The organism is Achromobacter colocynthidis, assembly GCF_057334535.1.
In genome coordinates, this window is the sequence record NZ_JBHFIZ010000035.1 from 135,366 (window position 1) to 151,602 (window position 16,237).

At 63.3% G+C, this 16,237-nt stretch carries 14 protein-coding genes; 9 read left to right on the plus strand and 5 right to left on the minus strand.

The window, feature by feature from the left end; all coding sequences use genetic code 11:
* Window positions 1-156 precede the first annotated feature (156 nt).
* The 5 genes from rdgB to ntrC all read left to right on the plus strand — a co-directional run bounded on the left by rdgB (window position 157) and on the right by ntrC (window position 6,363).
* Window positions 157-780: an RdgB/HAM1 family non-canonical purine NTP pyrophosphatase gene (gene rdgB, locus ACE04A_RS16430; protein ID WP_100855881.1), complete on the plus strand. Its 624-nt coding sequence runs from the start codon at window positions 157-159 to the stop codon at window positions 778-780.
* 5 nt (window positions 781-785) lie between these two features.
* Window positions 786-2,006: a radical SAM family heme chaperone HemW gene (gene hemW / locus ACE04A_RS16435; protein ID WP_448718757.1), complete on the plus strand. Its 1,221-nt coding sequence runs from the start codon at window positions 786-788 to the stop codon at window positions 2,004-2,006.
* Between the two features lie 185 nt (window positions 2,007-2,191).
* Window positions 2,192-3,604: a type I glutamate--ammonia ligase gene (gene glnA, locus ACE04A_RS16440; protein ID WP_100855879.1), complete on the plus strand. Its 1,413-nt coding sequence runs from the start codon at window positions 2,192-2,194 to the stop codon at window positions 3,602-3,604.
* Between the two features lie 192 nt (window positions 3,605-3,796).
* The gene (gene glnL / locus ACE04A_RS16445) at window positions 3,797-4,861 is read left to right on the plus strand and encodes a nitrogen regulation protein NR(II) (RefSeq protein ID WP_100855878.1); all 1,065 of its coding nucleotides are present in this window, start codon (window positions 3,797-3,799) and stop codon (window positions 4,859-4,861) included.
* Window positions 4,861-6,363, plus strand: coding sequence for a nitrogen regulation protein NR(I) (gene ntrC / locus ACE04A_RS16450; protein WP_485820308.1), 1,503 nt, complete (start codon window positions 4,861-4,863; stop codon window positions 6,361-6,363). Before glnL ends, ntrC begins: the two co-directional genes overlap by 1 nt.
* Before the next feature lie 164 nt (window positions 6,364-6,527).
* Here ntrC and ACE04A_RS16455 read toward each other — a convergent pair whose 3' ends face one another.
* Window positions 6,528-7,442 carry a LysR family transcriptional regulator gene (locus ACE04A_RS16455; protein ID WP_050446875.1) on the minus strand — a complete coding sequence of 305 codons (915 nt, stop codon included), beginning with the start codon at window positions 7,440-7,442 and terminating at the stop codon, window positions 6,528-6,530.
* A gap of 178 nt (window positions 7,443-7,620) precedes the next feature.
* On the opposite strand from ACE04A_RS16455, the gene ACE04A_RS16460 reads away from it, so the two are divergent.
* From ACE04A_RS16460 to ACE04A_RS16470, 3 genes are all read left to right on the plus strand, one after another.
* Window positions 7,621-8,319: a pirin family protein gene (locus ACE04A_RS16460; RefSeq protein ID WP_100855875.1), complete on the plus strand. Its 699-nt coding sequence runs from the start codon at window positions 7,621-7,623 to the stop codon at window positions 8,317-8,319.
* Window positions 8,320-8,470: 151 nt separating this feature from the next.
* The gene (locus ACE04A_RS16465; protein ID WP_259247743.1) at window positions 8,471-9,376 is read left to right on the plus strand and encodes a pirin family protein; all 906 of its coding nucleotides are present in this window, start codon (window positions 8,471-8,473) and stop codon (window positions 9,374-9,376) included.
* Window positions 9,377-9,467: 91 nt separating this feature from the next.
* On the plus strand, window positions 9,468-10,445 hold the full coding sequence (locus tag ACE04A_RS16470; RefSeq protein WP_259247741.1) for a Bug family tripartite tricarboxylate transporter substrate binding protein: 978 nt from the start codon (window positions 9,468-9,470) through the stop codon (window positions 10,443-10,445).
* 35 nt (window positions 10,446-10,480) lie between these two features.
* Here the strand turns inward: ACE04A_RS16470 and ACE04A_RS16475 are convergent, their stop codons facing one another.
* The 3 genes from ACE04A_RS16475 to ACE04A_RS16485 form a co-directional block, all read right to left on the minus strand.
* Window positions 10,481-11,257: an ABC transporter ATP-binding protein gene (locus ACE04A_RS16475; RefSeq protein ID WP_485820309.1), complete on the minus strand. Its 777-nt coding sequence runs from the start codon at window positions 11,255-11,257 to the stop codon at window positions 10,481-10,483.
* A 5-nt stretch (window positions 11,258-11,262) separates the two neighbouring features.
* Window positions 11,263-12,945, minus strand: coding sequence for an ABC transporter permease (locus tag ACE04A_RS16480; RefSeq protein ID WP_485820310.1), 1,683 nt, complete (start codon window positions 12,943-12,945; stop codon window positions 11,263-11,265).
* 113 nt (window positions 12,946-13,058) lie between these two features.
* A complete protein-coding gene (locus tag ACE04A_RS16485; RefSeq protein WP_100855872.1) occupies window positions 13,059-14,102 on the minus strand; it encodes a Fe(3+) ABC transporter substrate-binding protein in 1,044 nt (347 codons plus the stop codon).
* A 266-nt stretch (window positions 14,103-14,368) separates the two neighbouring features.
* On the opposite strand from ACE04A_RS16485, the gene ACE04A_RS16490 reads away from it, so the two are divergent.
* Window positions 14,369-15,145, plus strand: a complete 777-nt coding sequence (locus ACE04A_RS16490; RefSeq protein WP_259247734.1) for a ferredoxin--NADP reductase — start codon at window positions 14,369-14,371, stop codon at window positions 15,143-15,145.
* Between the two features lie 103 nt (window positions 15,146-15,248).
* Here the strand turns inward: ACE04A_RS16490 and ACE04A_RS16495 are convergent, their stop codons facing one another.
* Window positions 15,249-16,214, minus strand: a complete 966-nt coding sequence (locus tag ACE04A_RS16495) for a Bug family tripartite tricarboxylate transporter substrate binding protein (RefSeq protein WP_485820311.1) — start codon at window positions 16,212-16,214, stop codon at window positions 15,249-15,251.
* Between the last annotated feature and the right edge of the window lie 23 nt (window positions 16,215-16,237).

A 16,237-nucleotide genomic window follows, 5' to 3' on the forward strand; every position in this document is an offset into this window, starting at 1 on the left:
ATTGGTCATGTTGACAACAAAATATGTCTGCGTTGTTGCCGCTGCGCGCGACGCGCAATCTTCAAGCGCTGTTACATGGGTGTCAACCGAGGTTTCCCCTTGCTATGAGCGGGGGCAGGGGCCGCGCGCCACCCCGCGCCCTATACAATTTGCCCCATGACTTCCCCCAAGATTCCCGAATCCCTGCGCCGCATCGTGCTGGCGTCCAACAACGCCGGCAAGTTGCGTGAGTTTTCCGCCTTGTTCGCGCCCCTGGGCGTAGAACTCGTGCCTCAAGGCGAGCTCGGCGTGCCCGAAGCCGAAGAGCCCCATGTAACCTTTGTTGAAAATGCGCTGGCCAAGGCGCGCCATGCCAGCCGCTTGACCGGCCTGCCGGCCCTGGCCGACGACTCCGGTCTGTGCGTGGCCGCCCTGGACGCCGCGCCCGGCGTGTATTCGGCTCGCTACGCCAAGATGCACGGTGGGGAAAAATCCGACCAGGCCAATAACGCGCTGCTGGTGCGCAACCTGGCGGGCGTAACCGACCGCCACGCCTGGTATGTGGCGGTGCTGGCCCTGGTGCGTTCGGAAAACGACCCGTGCCCCATCATTGGCGAAGGCCTGTGGCACGGCGAGATCATCGACCAGCCCGAAGGCGCGAACGGCTTTGGCTACGACCCGCACTTCTACCTGCCCGACATGGCCTTGACGGCAGCCTCGCTCGACCCCGAAGAAAAGAACCGCGTCAGCCATCGCGCCCGCGCCCTGCGCGAACTGCTGAGCAAACTCAGCCACGCTTAACCCGCATGTCCATCACAATTCCCATCCGCAACGACATGGGCGCGTCGCCATCGCGTGTGCGCATGCCGCCCGGGGCCACGCTGACCAGCCTGCCGCCGCTGTCCATCTATGTGCACGTGCCGTGGTGCGTGCGCAAATGCCCGTATTGCGACTTCAATTCCCATGCCGCGCCAGGAGAAATCCCCGAACGCGCGTATCTGGACGCCTTGCGCAGTGATCTTGAACAGGCGCTGCCGTCCATCTGGGGCAGGCAGGTGGTGTCCGTCTTCATTGGGGGCGGCACGCCCAGCCTGCTGTCGTCGGCCGGATTGGACGAACTGCTGGCCATGCTGCGCGCCTGTCTGAACCTTTGGCCAGACGCCGAGATCACCATGGAGGCCAACCCCGGCACCGCCGAGGCCAGTCGCTTCCGCGACTATGCCGCCAGCGGCGTTACGCGCTTCTCGCTGGGTATCCAGAGTTTTGACGATGCGCAACTGCAAAAGCTGGGCCGCATCCACGATGCCGCGCAGGCCCGCGCGGCGATCGACATGGCGCAGCGCGCCGTCTCGCGCGTGAACCTGGACATGATGTTCGCCTTGCCCGGCCAAAGCCTGGACGCCTGTGTGGCGGACCTGCGCCAGGCCATCTCGTTTGGCACCGAGCATCTGTCGCTGTATCACCTGACGATGGAACCCAACACCGTCTTTGCCAAGTTCCCGCCCGCGGAACTGCCTGATGACGACACCAGCGCAGCCATGCAAGATGCGGTTGAAGCGGAACTGGCCGCAGCCGGCTTGGCCCGCTATGAAGTGTCGGCCTATGCCAAGCCAGGCGCGCGCTGCCGCCACAACCTGAATTACTGGGAATTTGGCGACTACCTGGGCATCGGCCCCGGCGCGCACGGCAAGCTGTCATTTCATGACCGTATCGTGCGCGAGGCGCGGTTGCGCAATCCGGAGTCCTGGATGCAGGCAGCCATGGCGCGCGACGGTAGCCACCTGGCCGAAAGCCGCCAGGTCGGCCCTGATGAATTGCCCTTTGAATTCATGCTTAACGCGCTGCGCCTGAAGGACGGGGTGCCGGCCACGACGTTCAACGAACGCACCGGTTTGTCGCTTGCCGCCATTGCGCACCAATTGGAGGCAGCATCGAAACGGGGCTTGCTGGACGCGGACCCAACGCGTCTGAAGGCCACGCCCTTGGGCTGGCGGTTTCTGAACGACTTGCAGGAAATGTTCCTGTAGTTGCTTTTGCACCAAAACGGAGCAATCATGCTCCATCTTTTGCACCATGATGGTGCTTCGTGTTTCCATAAGCGTGCGGTTTTCCCCCCGGGATTCCCTAGGGAAAACCTGGCACGCTTATTGCTTCCCTCTTTTATGCCAGTCGAGCGGCAAAGCCCTCGACCCTTTTATCTAATGGAGATGACATGGCAAGCCCGAAAGACGTCCTGAAACAGATCGCCGATAACGAAGTCAAGTTCGTGGATTTCCGCTTTACCGATACGGTTGGCCGTGAGCACCACGTTTCCGTGCCCACCTCCGCGATCGATGAAGACAAGCTGGAAAGCGGGCAGGCTTTCGACGGTTCGTCGATCCCGGGTTGGAAGGGCATCGAAGCGTCCGACATGCTGCTCATCCCCGACTGCTCGACCGCCAACCTGGATCCGTTCCGCGAAGAGCCGACCCTGATCCTGTCGTGCGACGTCGTTGAGCCGTCGGACCTGAAGGGCTATGACCGCGACCCGCGTTCGCTGGCCAAGCGCGCCGAAGCCTACCTGAAGTCCTCCGGCCTGGGCGACACCGCCTACTTCGGTCCGGAACCCGAATTCTTCGTGTTCGACGGCGTGACCTGGAACACCGACATGTCGGGCACGTTCGTCAAGATCAAGTCCGAAGAAGCCTCGTGGTCGACCGGCCTGGAATTCGAAGGCGGCAACACGGGCCATCGTCCCGCGGTCAAGGGCGGCTACTTCCCCGTTCCCCCGGTTGATTCGTTCCAGGACATGCGTTCGGAAATGTGCCTGCTGATGGAACAAATGGGCGTGCCGGTTGAAGTGCACCACCATGAAGTGGCCGGCGCCGGCCAGCTGGAAATCGGCACCAAGTTCAGCACGCTGGTTCAGCGCGCCGACTGGACCCAGATCGTCAAGTACGTCGTGCACAACGTGGCCCATGCCTATGGCAAGACCGCCACGTTCATGCCCAAGCCCATCGTTGGCGACAACGGTTCCGGCATGCACGTGCACCAATCCATCTGGAAGGATGGCCAGAACCTGTTCGCGGGTAACGGCTACGCCGGCCTGTCGGAATTCGCGCTGTACTACATCGGCGGCATCATCAAGCACGCCCGCGCCCTGAACGCCATCACCAACCCGGGTACCAACTCGTACAAGCGTCTGGTTCCACACTACGAAGCCCCGGTCAAGCTGGCTTACTCGGCCCGCAACCGTTCGGCCTCGATCCGCATTCCGTACGTTGGCAACCCGAAGGGCCGCCGCGTCGAAGCGCGTTTCCCGGACCCCCTGGCCAACCCGTACCTGGCCTTCTCGGCCCTGATGATGGCCGGCCTGGACGGCGTGCAGAACAAGATCCACCCGGGCGATCCGGCCGACAAGAACCTGTACGACCTGCCGCCGGAAGAAGACGCAAAGATCCCGACCGTGTGCTCCTCGCTGGAACAAGCGCTGGAAGCCCTGGACGCCGATCGCGAATTCCTGACCCGTGGTGGCGTGTTCAGCAACGACATGCTCAACGCCTACATCGATCTGAAGATGGGCGATGTGAATCGTCTGCGCATGACCACGCACCCGGTCGAATTCGACATGTACTACAGCCTCTGATCCTTTAGAGGCTGTGGCGGGGGGGAGCGCGATGATGTAGGCAGAAACCAGGGCCCACACATCGCGCACCACCAGGTCGCGGCTCGACGGTTTGTTCGCCAGGCATCACGCCTGGCGGGCAGGGCGCCGGGTTCCGGCGCCGCCGTCGCGGGCGCGTTCCGCTTTTCCCCTGTCATTCGGGTACGTTGAAAAATGAATGTAGAAGCTCTCGATCTGCTTGCCACGTCCGTTTTCCTGGTCAACGAGCGCGGCCACATTGAATACGCCAACGCCGCCGCCGAAGATCTGTTCGGCCGCTCACGCAAGCAACTGGCCGGGCACTCCGCCGCCACGTTGTTCGACACCCCAGAAAACATCCAGTCCTCCATTGACCGCGCCGCCGCAGGCAGGTACGCCGACGTCAGGCAATTGGCCTCGTTGCGCCGCGCCGCCGAATCCGTCGAAGTCGCGGTCACCACGGTGGGGCTGACGGGCCAACGCTGGCCGGTATTGATCGAAACGCGCGAGATCGAACAGCGCGTGCTGGCCGACCGCAACCATCGGCTGGTGGACGAAATAGAAGCGCACCGCGAGCTGTTGCGCAATCTGGCCCATGAAGTGAAGAATCCCCTGGGCGGTTTGCGCGGCGCCGCGCAATTGCTCGAAGCCGAGCTGCCCAGTGCGGCGCTGGCTGAATACACCCAAGTCATTATTTCCGAAGCCGACCGCCTGCAGGCGCTGGTGGACCGCCTGAGCGGCCCGCAACGTGTGCCGCTGAACGCGCGGCCGGTGAACATCCATGAAATCTGCGAGCGCGTGTGCGCGCTGATCCAGGCCGAGTTCCGCAACGATGTCACCATCCTGCGCGACTACGACGCCTCGGTGCCAGATTTGAAGGGCGATGCCGCCCGCCTGATGCAGGCGGTGCTGAACGTGGCGCGCAACGCTGCGCAGGAACTGGTTGCGCGGCCGCAAGGCCCGCAGACGGAACCCGGCGTGGTGACGCTGCGCACCCGCGTGGCCCGGCAGGTCATGCTGGCCCATCGGCAACACCGGCTGGCGCTGGTGCTGTCCATCATCGACAACGGTCCCGGCGTGCCGGACCACATCCGCGACCGCATTTTCCACCCGCTGGTCACGGCAAGGGCCGGCGGTACCGGGCTGGGCTTGAGCCTGGCCCAGGACTTCGTGCAACAGCACGGCGGCATCATCGAATTTGAATCCCGACCCGGGCGTACCGAGTTTCGCCTGGTCCTACCGATGGAGCCCGCACACTGATGAAACCCGTATGGATCGTCGACGACGACCAGGCCATCCGCTGGGTCCTCGAAAAGGCCCTGGCCCGCGCTGGTGTCCCCACCCGTAGTTTTTCCCAATCGGCCGACGTGCTGGAAGCGCTGTCGCGCGAAACGCCCGTCGCCTTGGTATCCGATATCCGCATGCCCGGCGGCAATGGTTTGGAGCTGTTGCGCCAGTTGAAAGAACGGCATCCCGGCCTGCCGGTCATTGTGATGACCGCGTTCGCCGATCTGGACAGCACCGTGTCCGCCTTCCAGGGCGGCGCGGTTGATTACCTGGCCAAGCCGTTCGACGTGAACGAAGCGGTGGCGCTGATCCAGCGCGCCATGCAGGAATCCGCACAGCCCGAAAGCCCGGAAGGCCAAGGCGAGGGCGCGCAGAACAACGAGCGCTGGATGATGACGCAGTCGTCTTCCACCGCCATGCAGGAAGTGTTCCGCGCCATTGGCCGGCTGGCTCAGTCCAAGGTCACGGTGTTGATCACGGGCGAATCGGGCACGGGCAAGGAATTGGTGGCCCGTGCGCTGCACGGCCACGGCGTGCGCGCCAGCGGGCCCTTCGTTGCCTTGAACGCGGCGGCCATTCCGCGTGACCTGCTTGAAGCCGAATTGTTCGGCCACGAACGCGGCGCGTTCACGGGCGCCAACAATTTGCGCCGGGGCCGCTTCGAGGAAGCGCACGGCGGCACGCTGTTCCTGGACGAAATCGGCGATATGCCGATTGAATTGCAGACGCGTTTGTTGCGCGTGCTGGCCGAAGGCAGCTTCTATCGCGTGGGCGGCGCGCAGCCGGTGCGCGTGGACGTGCGCATCGTGGCAGCCACCCACCAGCCGCTGGAACAGCGAGTTGAGCAGGGCTTGTTCCGCGAAGACTTGTTCCATCGCCTGAACGTGATCCGGCTGCGTCTGCCGCCGCTGCGCGAGCGCGTGGAAGATATCCCCGCGTTGGCCCAGTACTTTCTGACTGCCAGCGCCCGCACGCTGGGAGTGCCGGTCAAGCGCCTGACGCCGGATGCGCTGGCCGTGCTGACCAAGTTCGACTTTCCGGGCAACGTCCGGCAGTTGGAAAACTTCTGCCACTGGCTGACGGTCATGGCCCCCGGCCAGACCGTGGACCGGGCCGACCTGCCGCCGGAAATCCGCGCGTTGGAACACCAGCAGCAACAGCCGGCATCGGCGCCTTTGCGTCCGGCCGCGCCGATTTCAGGCATCGGTACGGTGGTGCAGGCGGGGCAAGGGCAGGTTATTGACGAGGGCGCACCGCGCAATTGGCAAGATTCCCTGCTGCGCGACGCGCAATACCGGCTGGAACGCGGCGAACCCGCGGTCATGGCCACGCTGACCCGTCAGTTTGAAAAGATCCTGCTGCAAAGCGCCCTGGACGCCAGCCGTGGCCGCCGCGTGGAAGCGGCGTCGCGATTGGGGATAGGGCGAAACACCATCACGCGGAAGCTGCGTGAATTGGGGATTGAGGACGAGTGATGGTGTGATCGTGTGATGGGTTGCGCGCGATGGGCGTCCAGATTTTTTTGCACGGCATGGCGCGCTCCACCCATCCTACGAAGGGCACCTTGTGGCACCCCGTAGGATGGGTGCAGCGCGTCCATATCACCGCAAGAACCCCGCCATAAATCGCGCGAAACCCATCACCCCATCCCCAACAAACTCTCACACAACCTCGGCGACTTCAGCTTCTGCAGCCACCATTTCAGCGCTTCTCCCGGCGCTTCCGCTCGCCAGGCGTAAGCCACATGTTCCGTCAGAGACATCCCTTCATCCGTCTCACACACCACCAACAACCCCTGCGCCAAATACGGCGCCGCCATCGTCAGCGGCAAATAACCGCATCCCAATCCCCGCACCTGCGCGTCAATCTTCGCCTGCATTGACGGCATGACCAGCGTGGCCTGATCCGCCAGGATGCCGCGTGATTGCGGTGGCAGGTTGCGCGACGTATCCGCCACCACCACCGCGCAGTACTTCGTGATGTCCGCGCGGCTAAGGGGTTGCGGCAAGGACGCCAAGGGGTGGTGCGCCGCCACGCAGAAACCGAACTGGGTCGTGCCGATGGCTTGCGATCGATACGGCCCGGTGGGCTCTGCATTGGCCCCCGCGCCAATGACCAGATCCGCGCGGTTGGACGTCAACGCATCCCAGTTGCCGCTTAGCACCTCGCTGGAAAACCGCAGTGTCGTTGCGCTTTCCAGCGTCTGGAATTCAGCGATCAGGTCATACAGCGGCCGCCATGGCAACACCGCGCTGACGGCAATGCGCAGTTCCACCTCCCACCCCGTGGCAATTCGCTTGACGCGGCAAGCCAAGTCATCCAACGATTGCAGCACATGCCGCCCGTCCTTCAGCAGCGCCTCGCCCGCCGGCGTCAGTAGCGCGCGATGGCCGGAGCGGTCGAACAGCAACACGTCCAGCCCATCCTCCAGCTTGCGTATCGAATAAGTCACCGCCGAGGGCACCTTGCCCAATTCGCGGGCCGCTTTGGCAAAGCTGCCGTGGCGGGCGATGGCGTCTACCAGGATGAGTAATTCAGGCGTAATGGGCTGCATGTCAGGTCGAAAAGTGGGCATTCAAAATATTTGAACGAACTCGTCAAAATATAGCGCCAAAACGCCTATCTGGCGCGCGCAGAATATCACTCATGCCAAGGGTGCAGCGAAACGGCAACGAAACAACGCTGGCGCAGCACCCCGACAATCATTCATATTATTGAAACAGGAGTCCACAATGCTTACGATTCGCCGCGCTAACGAACGGGGTCACGCCAACCACGGATGGCTGGATTCGTTTCACACCTTCTCCTTCGCCAACTACTACGACCCGGCTCACATGGGCTTTGGCTCGCTGCGTGTCATCAACGACGACCGCATCGCCGCCGGACGCGGTTTTGGCACCCACGGCCATCGCGACATGGAAATCATCACCTATGTGCTGGACGGCGCCATCGCTCACAAGGACAGCATGGGCAGCGGCTCGACCATCAAGCCGGGCAATGTGCAACGGATGAGCGCGGGACGCGGCGTGATGCACTCCGAGTTCAACCCGCTGCCCGACACCGAAACGCACATGCTGCAAATCTGGATCGAGCCCGACGTGACCGGTATTGCGCCGGAATACGAAGAGCGCGAATTCAGCGATGCGCAAAAGCGTGGCCGTCTGCAAGCGCTGGTGTCGCCCGATGGCGAAGACGGTTCGATGAAGATCCATCAAGACGCGCGGCTTTATGGCGGCCTGTTTGATGGCGATGAATCCGCCACGCTGAAGTTGGCGGCCGGTCGCCGGGCCTGGGTCCACGTGGCGCGTGGCAGCTTGACGGTCAACGGCGTTGAACTGTCGGGTGGCGACGCGGCAGCGATCACGGATGAAACCCGTGTCGAACTGTCCGCCGGCAAGAAGGCTGAAGTGTTGGTGTTTGACCTGGCGTAAGCCATGGGCGCCGGGCGGAAGCGGTTTCCGCCCGGCTTGTTATTGATGAGGCCAATGGGCCTTTTTTAAGATGGCCGATGGCTTTTTTCTTACGATTGCCACTGACCTCTTTTACGATGGCCGTTGGCCAATTCATGCGGAGCTCTACACCATGTCCACCTTGTCCGAAGCAGGCGAAAGCCAGATCGAAACCATCGTCGTGCCGCGCACCAGCGACCTGGGCGGGTTTTCCGTTCGGCGCGCCATTCCGTCGGCGCAGCGCCGCACCGTTGGGCCGTTTGTGTTCCTGGACCACATGGGGCCCGCCGATTTTGACGTGGGCGCCGGCATCGACGTGCGGCCGCACCCGCATATCGGCCTGTCCACGGTGACCTATCTGTATGAAGGTTCAATGGTGCATCGCGACGGTGCTGGCCATACCCAGACCATTCTTCCCGGCGAAGTGAACTGGATGACGGCAGGGCGCGGCATTGTGCACTCCGAGCGTTCGTCGCCCGAAGCCCGCCTGTCGCCGCAACGCCTCTGTGGCCTGCAAATCTGGGTGGGCCTGCCCACGAAATACGAAGAAACGGACCCCGGTTTCACGCACTACGGGCTGGACGCGCAGCCGGTGATTGAAGGCGAGGGCGTGCGCGCCCAGGTCGTGGCGGGATCGCTGTTCGGCAAGACGTCGTCCGTCAAGACGCTGTCGCCGCTCTTCTATGGCGACCTGCAATTGCAAGCCGGCGCCACCACGGTGCTGCCGGCGGAATACGAAGAGCGCGCCGCCTACCTGGCGCAAGGCACCGTCGAAGTCGACGGGCAGGTCTTCGAAAGCGGTCGCCTGGTCGTCTTTGCACCCGGCCGCCCGGTGCAAATCCGTGCAATAACCGCCGCCCGCTTCGCCGTCATCGGCGGCGAGCCTCTGGATGGCCCGCGCTACGTCTGGTGGAACTTCGTGTCCAGCAACAAGGACCGTATCGAACAAGCCAAGCAGGATTGGCAGCGCACGCGTTTCGATCAGGTTGTGCCGGGCGACGAAACGGAATTCATCCCGCTGCCGGAACCGCGCGCCTGACCTGAAAAAGTCGTTGCGACTCCCTGCCGCGCAAGCCCTGCGCGGCAGTATGATGCGCCTCCAAACCTTGATAACAACAGGATGGAGACACATGCATCGCTATACGTTCAATCTGGTACGCGGCGTGGCCGCGCTGGCGCTTGTACACGGCGCGTCCGTGGCGCAGGCGGCGGGCTACCCGACAAAGCCCATCACCTTCATCGTGCCCTACACGGCCGGCGGCACCACCGACCTGGTCGCGCGCACGGCTGGGCAGAAAGTGGCCGAGAAACTGGGCCAACCCGTCGTGGTTGAAAACCGCCCTGGCGCGGGCGGCAATATCGGCATGGATGCCGTGGCCAAAGCCGCGCCCGACGGTTATACGATCGGGTTCGGCGCCATTTCCACCAATGCGTTGAACCCCTTCGTCTATCCCAAGATGCCGTTTGATCCCACCAAGGATTTCACCGGGGTCAGCATGTTGGGCGCGTCCTCGGTGGTGCTGGAAACCGGCCCCGCCTTGAAGGTAGACAGCGTGAAGGACCTGGTCGCCTACGCCAAGCAGCACCCGGGCACTTCGTTCGGCACACCCGGCACGGGCACGTCCATGCATCTGGCTGGCGTGATGTTCGACCAGTTGACCGGCGCCGGCATGCAGCACGTGCCGTACAAGGGCAGCGCGCAGGCGCTTAACGATCTGCTGGGCGGGCACTTGCCCGTGATGTTCGACAACCTGCCCGCGTCGTTGCCGCACATCAAGTCGGGCAAGATCCACCCGCTGGCGGTGACGGGCAGCAAGAGGGCGCCGGCGCTGCCGAACGTGCCGACCCTGGCCGAACTGGGCTATGCCGGCGCGGTGGTCGACCCGTGGTTCGCGGTGTATGGCCCGGCCAATATGTCGCCCGAGGCCACGCGCGCGTTAAGCGAGGCCTTTCAATGGGCGCTGGCGTTGCCGGAAGTGAAGGACAAGCTTGAACAGGCGGGTTTCATGCCTTACGGGTCCACGCCTGAAGAGGTGCAACGCCTGACGGCCAGCCAGCACGAATCGTTCAAGGCCCTGTCGCAAAAGGTGAAACTGTCGGCGGACTGACCGCCGACGGATGCGGCGCCGATTGGCGCCAGGGTTCAGCGCCCGCGGGCGAAAGCCTGCTCGCGCTGTTCTTCCAACGCTTCGCGCCGGATGAAGTCGCGCACAAAGTCGTTGCTGGGGCGATGGTGCAGGTTGTAGGGGGTGTCCCACTGCGCGATGCTGCCCTGGCTCATCACCCCGATGCGGTCCGCGATGGCGAAGGCTTCGGCCTGGTTGTGCGTGACGAGGATGGCGGTGTGGCCGGTCGTCGTCAGGATGTCGCGCACTTCGAACGCCAGGCGTTCGCGTGTGTCCACGTCCAGGTTGGAAAACGGTTCATCCAGCAACAGCAGGTCGGGCGAGGGCGCCAGTGCGCGAGCCAGCGCCACGCGCTGTTGCTGGCCACCCGAGATCTCGTGCGGATAGCTGTTGGCGGCATGGGCCAGGCCCACCAATGTCAGCATTTCTTCGACACGGCGGGCACGCTCGGCACGCGGCAGCTTGCGTAGGCCGAAGGCGACGTTCAGCGCCACCGTCAGGTGCGGGAACAGCGCGTAATCCTGGAACATCATGCCCACGCGGCGGTGTTCGGGCGCAACTTGTTCGGTAGGCGACGAGATCACCGTCCCGTCCAACAGGATGCGGCCGGCGCGCACCGGCTCAAAGCCGGCAATGGCGCGCAGCACCGTTGTCTTGCCGCAGCCGGATTCACCCAGCAAGCAGCCGATATGGCCTACGGGCAAGCCCAGCGATAAGTCCTGCACAACGGGTTTCAAGCCCTTGGGCGTGTCGTAAGCCAGGGAAAGATGTTCGATTTCTAAGAGATCGGGCACGATGATCAATGTCCCATTTTCAGATTGGTGCGCGCCAGCAGGATGACGGGCAGAAGGCCGGCCAGCACGATCGCCAGCGCCGCCACGGCGCCTTCCTCGTACGTGCCGCGGGCGGCTTCGGCGTAGAGCCAGGTCGCTAGCGTGTCGAAATTCATGGGCCGCAGCAGCAGGGTGGCCGGTAGTTCCTTCATGGCGTCCACGAACACCAGCAGCGCACTGGCCGCCAGCGCGGGCCGCAGCAAGGGCAGATGGACGCGGCGCAAGGTGCCGCCGGCACTTTCCCCCAACAGGCGCGAGGCTTGTTCAAGCGAAGGCGGAATGCGTGCAAGCCCGGCTTCCAGCGCGCCGGTGGATATGGCCAGGAAGCGGATCACGTAGGCGCAGACCAGCGCGGCCATTGACCCCATCAGCAACAGCCCGGTTCCGCCAAAGACCTTGGCGACCGCGGTGTCGATCCACACGAAAGGCGTCAGCAGCCCGATGGCCAGCACGGTGCCGGGCACCGCATAGCCCAGGCTGGCAATGCGCGCGCACGCGCGGCCGGGGTTGAATCCCGCGCTTTCGCGCAAGGTGCGTCCGGCCCACGCCACGATCAAGCCGCAAAGCAGCGTGACGATGGTGGCGCTGAACGCGACGATCAGCGTGTTGCTCAGGCCATTGATCAGTTGCTCGGACACACCGCCCACCAAATGCAGGCGCTTGTAGGTTTCCACGACCAGGTACAGGGCAGGCGCCACAAAGCCCAGCACAACGGGGATCCAGCCCAGCACGGCGGCGATGGCGGCGGCCGGCCCGTGCAGCCGGCGCGCCTGCATCGGCCGCATGCGCTGCGTGTTGGCATAGCGTTGCCGTTTGCGGCCATGGCGTTCCAGCAGGATCAGCCCAATCACGATGGCCAGCATCGTCAGCGCAATCTGCGCCGCGCCCGCCAGGTCGGACCGCGTGACCCAGGTGGTATAGACCGATACCGTCAACGTCTGCACCCCCAGGAATTCAGAGGCGCCAATGTCGTTCAAGGTTTCCAGCAGCGCCAGGCTGACGCCCACCACGATGGCGGGGCGGGCCAAGGGCAAGGCCACGCGGCAGAAGACGGCGATGCGGCCGGCGCCCAAGGTGCGCGCGGCTTCCAGCAGGCTGGCCGCCTGCGTCATGAACATGACGCGCGTGCTCAGGTAGACGTAGGGGTACAGCACGAAACCCAGCACGAAGATGGCGCCGTAGATCGACCGCAGGTCAGGCAGGCGGAACTGGCGCGGGCTGTCGTAGCCCAACAGCGCACGGATGGCGGTCTGGATGGGGCCGATGGGGTGCAGCAGGTCCAGGTAGGCAAACGCAATGATGTAGGTGGGTACCGCCAGCGGCAGCAATAGCGCCCAGGTCAGGATGCGGCGAGTGGGAAAGTCGTAGGCGGTTACCAGCCAGGCAGCGCCCGTGCCCAGCAGCGTGACGACCACGCCCACGCCCGCAAGCAGCATGGCGGTGTTGGCAAGCGCTTGCGGCAGCACGTAGCTGGCCAAGTGCTGCCAGTGCGCCAATTCACCACCCAACGCCCACCAGCCCAACGTCAGCACGGGGGCCAGCACGGCCAGGGCGATCAGCCCGGCGCCCGCCAGCCAGCCCGCGCCGCGTTCTGTCCAGCGCAGGCGCATGGGCCGGGGCAAAGGCCGGGGCAAAGATTCAGTGTGCATACTTCAAAGTCGATGGCATCAATGGCAAGGCCTGTTCCCTTCAAAAAAGGGAACAGGCCCAATACTGTCAGACGGCCGCATCACGCGATAAGCGTCCTGCGGCTATCGAAAGATCAGTTGTCGAAGCCGACCTTGTCGACCAGCTCGCTGGCTTGTTTGCGATGCTTGGCGATTTCAGTCAGGGGCAACGGATCAACCTTCAATTCACCAAAGCTGGCAATAACCGGGTCCAGCTTCACGCCCTTGCGCACGGGGTATTCGTAGTTGGCCTGGGCATACAGCGCTTGGGCGGGTTCCGACACCAGGAAGTCCAGCAGCTTGATGGCGTTGGCCTTGTTGGGCGCGTGCGCGGCCACGGCGGCGCCGCTGACGTTCACGTGCGTACCGCCGCTTTTCTCGTTGGCGAACGTCGGGCGGATGACCTTGATGGCATCGCCCCACTTGCGCGCGTCGGTGCCGGGTTGGGCGTTCTTCATGTGGCCCACGTAGTAGGCGTTGGCCAGGCCGATGTCGCAAATGCCGCCCAGGATGTCGCGAGCCACGTCGCGGTCGCCGCCCGCGGCCTTGCGAGCCAGGTTGGCCTTGACGCCGCGCAGCCATTTTTCGGTGGCTTCGGCGCCGTCATGCGCGATCATGGACGCGACCATGGCGGTGTTGTAGGGGTGCTGGCCGGAACGGATGCAGACCTTGCCCTTCCACTTGGGGTCGGCCAGGTCTTCGTAGCGGAAGGACTCCAGCTTCAGATCCTTTTCCACGTACAGCACGCGGTCGCGCAGCGACAGGGCGTACCACTTGCCGTCGGCGCCACGCAGGTTGGCGGGAATCACGGATTCCAGGGTTTGCGACTTGATCGATTGCGTCACGCCGCCGTCAACCAGGTCCAGCAAGTTGCCGATGTCCACGGTCATCAGTACGTCGGCGGGCGACTTGGCGCCTTCAGCCTTGACGCGTTCCAGCAGGCCGTCCTTGACGAACACGGTGTTGACCTTGATGCCGCTTTCTTTCGTGAAGGCGTCCAACAGAGGCTGGATCAGCTTCGGTTCCCGGGTGGTGTACAGGCTGACTTCTTCGGCGGCATTGGCCGAAACGGTGAAGGCGGCGGCGCCTGCCAGCGCGAGGGCGCGCAGCAGCGAATTCAATTGGGGACGCTTGGTCATGTCGGGAACTCCGGCTAGGGCAGCTAGCGGACAGGGCAGGGCGAAAAACCTGATCTTTCCACTGCTTAAAACAGTCTGCTAACGAAAATGATTATCAACTGAGAACGCGACGATAACAGGAAGCAAAGGCGCATTCAACTTTTCGTAAGGGGTGGCTGTTCCCGGCTTGATCCCTATCAATACGGCATAAGCGTATTACGGAATAATGAGACAAGTTCCCAACAAGACCTGTAGAATAGGGTCAACCCTAATACAACGAATCCGACATGGCTGCTTTCAACACTGAGCGCGTACTTAGCGTGCACCACTGGAACGACACCCTGTTTTCCTTCACCACGACTCGTGACGCGGCCTTGCGGTTCCACAACGGCCACTTCGTCATGATCGGCCTGGAAGTTGAAGGCAAACCGCTGCTGCGGGCCTACAGCATCGCCAGCGCCAACTACGAAGAAAACCTCGAATTCCTCAGCATCAAGGTGCAGAACGGCCCGCTCACGTCGCGGCTGCAGCACTTGAAAGAGGGCGACACCATTCTGGTCAGCCGCAAGCCGGTCGGCACCTTGATTGTCGATGACCTGAAGCCCGGCAAGCATCTGTTCCTGTTCGGCACGGGCACCGGCCTGGCGCCTTTCATGAGCATCATCAAAGACCCGGATATCTACGAACGTTTCGACAAGGTCATTCTTGTGCACGGCGTGCGTTGGGTCAGCGAACTGGCCTACGCCGACTTCATCGAGAAAGAACTGCCGAACAATGAGTTCTTCGGCGACGTCGTCCGCGAAAAGCTCGTGTACTACCCCACCGTTACGCGTGAACCGTTCCGCAACCAGGGCCGCATTACGGAACTGATGGAAAACGGCAAGCTGTGCGATGACATCGGCATTCCGCAAATCAACCCGGAAACCGACCGCGCCATGATCTGCGGCAGCCCGCATATGTTGGCCGACATCAGCGCCATGCTCGACAAGCGCGGCTTCATCGTGTCTCCGGGCGTGGGCCAGCCGGGCGACTACGTGGTTGAGCGCGCGTTTGTTGATAAATAATCGATAGACAAGCCGTCCAGGGCTTGAAGAAAAAACCCATCGCGTGCGATGGGTTTTTGCTTTTGGGCCAGCCACGGGCCAACGAGGCCCAACTCGGCCTGCATCATTCTGGCTGGATACCCGCCTTTTTGATGATGTCGCCCCACTTCTTCGATTCGGCTTGCTGGAATTTGGCCAATTCATCCGGCGAGGAGCTGGCCGCGTCGGTGCCTGTCTGCGCATAGAACTGCTGGGCGGGCTTGGCCTTGGTGGCGTTGACCAGCAGTTCGTTCAGGCGCTTGACCACATCAGGCGGCGTGCCGGCCGGCGCGTAGGCCGCGAACCAGTAGCCCATTTCGTAGCCGGGAACGCCGGCTTCGGCAATCGTCGGTACGTCCGGCGCCAACGGCGAGCGCGCCGTGCCCGTCACGCCCAGCGCGCGCAGCTTGCCGGATTTGACTTGCGGCAGGCCAGTAGCCGTGTCGGTAATCATCATGTCGATCTGGCCGCCCAGCAGGTCAGTGACCGCCAGCGGGTTGCTCTTGTACGGCACGTGCAGCAGTTGCACACCGGCCATCTGCTGCAAGAGTTCACCCGCGATGCGGCTGCTGGAGCTGCCGCTGCCAAAGCTCAACTTGCCGGGCTGCTTTTTGGCTTGCGCCAGGAATTCGCCCACGGTCTTGGCCGGCGAGCTGGGGTTCACCACCATGATCTGGCCGCCTTTGCCCAGCAAGGTGATCGGCGAGAAGTCCTTCACCGGGTGATAGGTCAGCGACTTGTACAGGTGTTCATTGGCGGCGTGCGTGGTGTTCGTGGTGATCAACACCGTGTAGCCATCCGGTGTGGCGCGCGCACCGGCGGCGGCGCCGATCATCGCGCTGGCGCCCGGCTTGTTTTCAATGACCACGGCCTGGCCGGTCTGCTCGGTGACGCCCTGGCCGATAGCGCGGCCGATCTGGTCGGTGGCGCTGCCGGCTGCGAACGGCACGATGAAAGTAATGGGCTTGGTGGGGAACGATTGGGCCAGGGCGCTCAAGGGCAGGGCCGCGGCCAGCAACAGGGCCAGGCGGCCCTTGGATGAAATGCGCATGTTGTGTCTCCTGTGATGTTTTT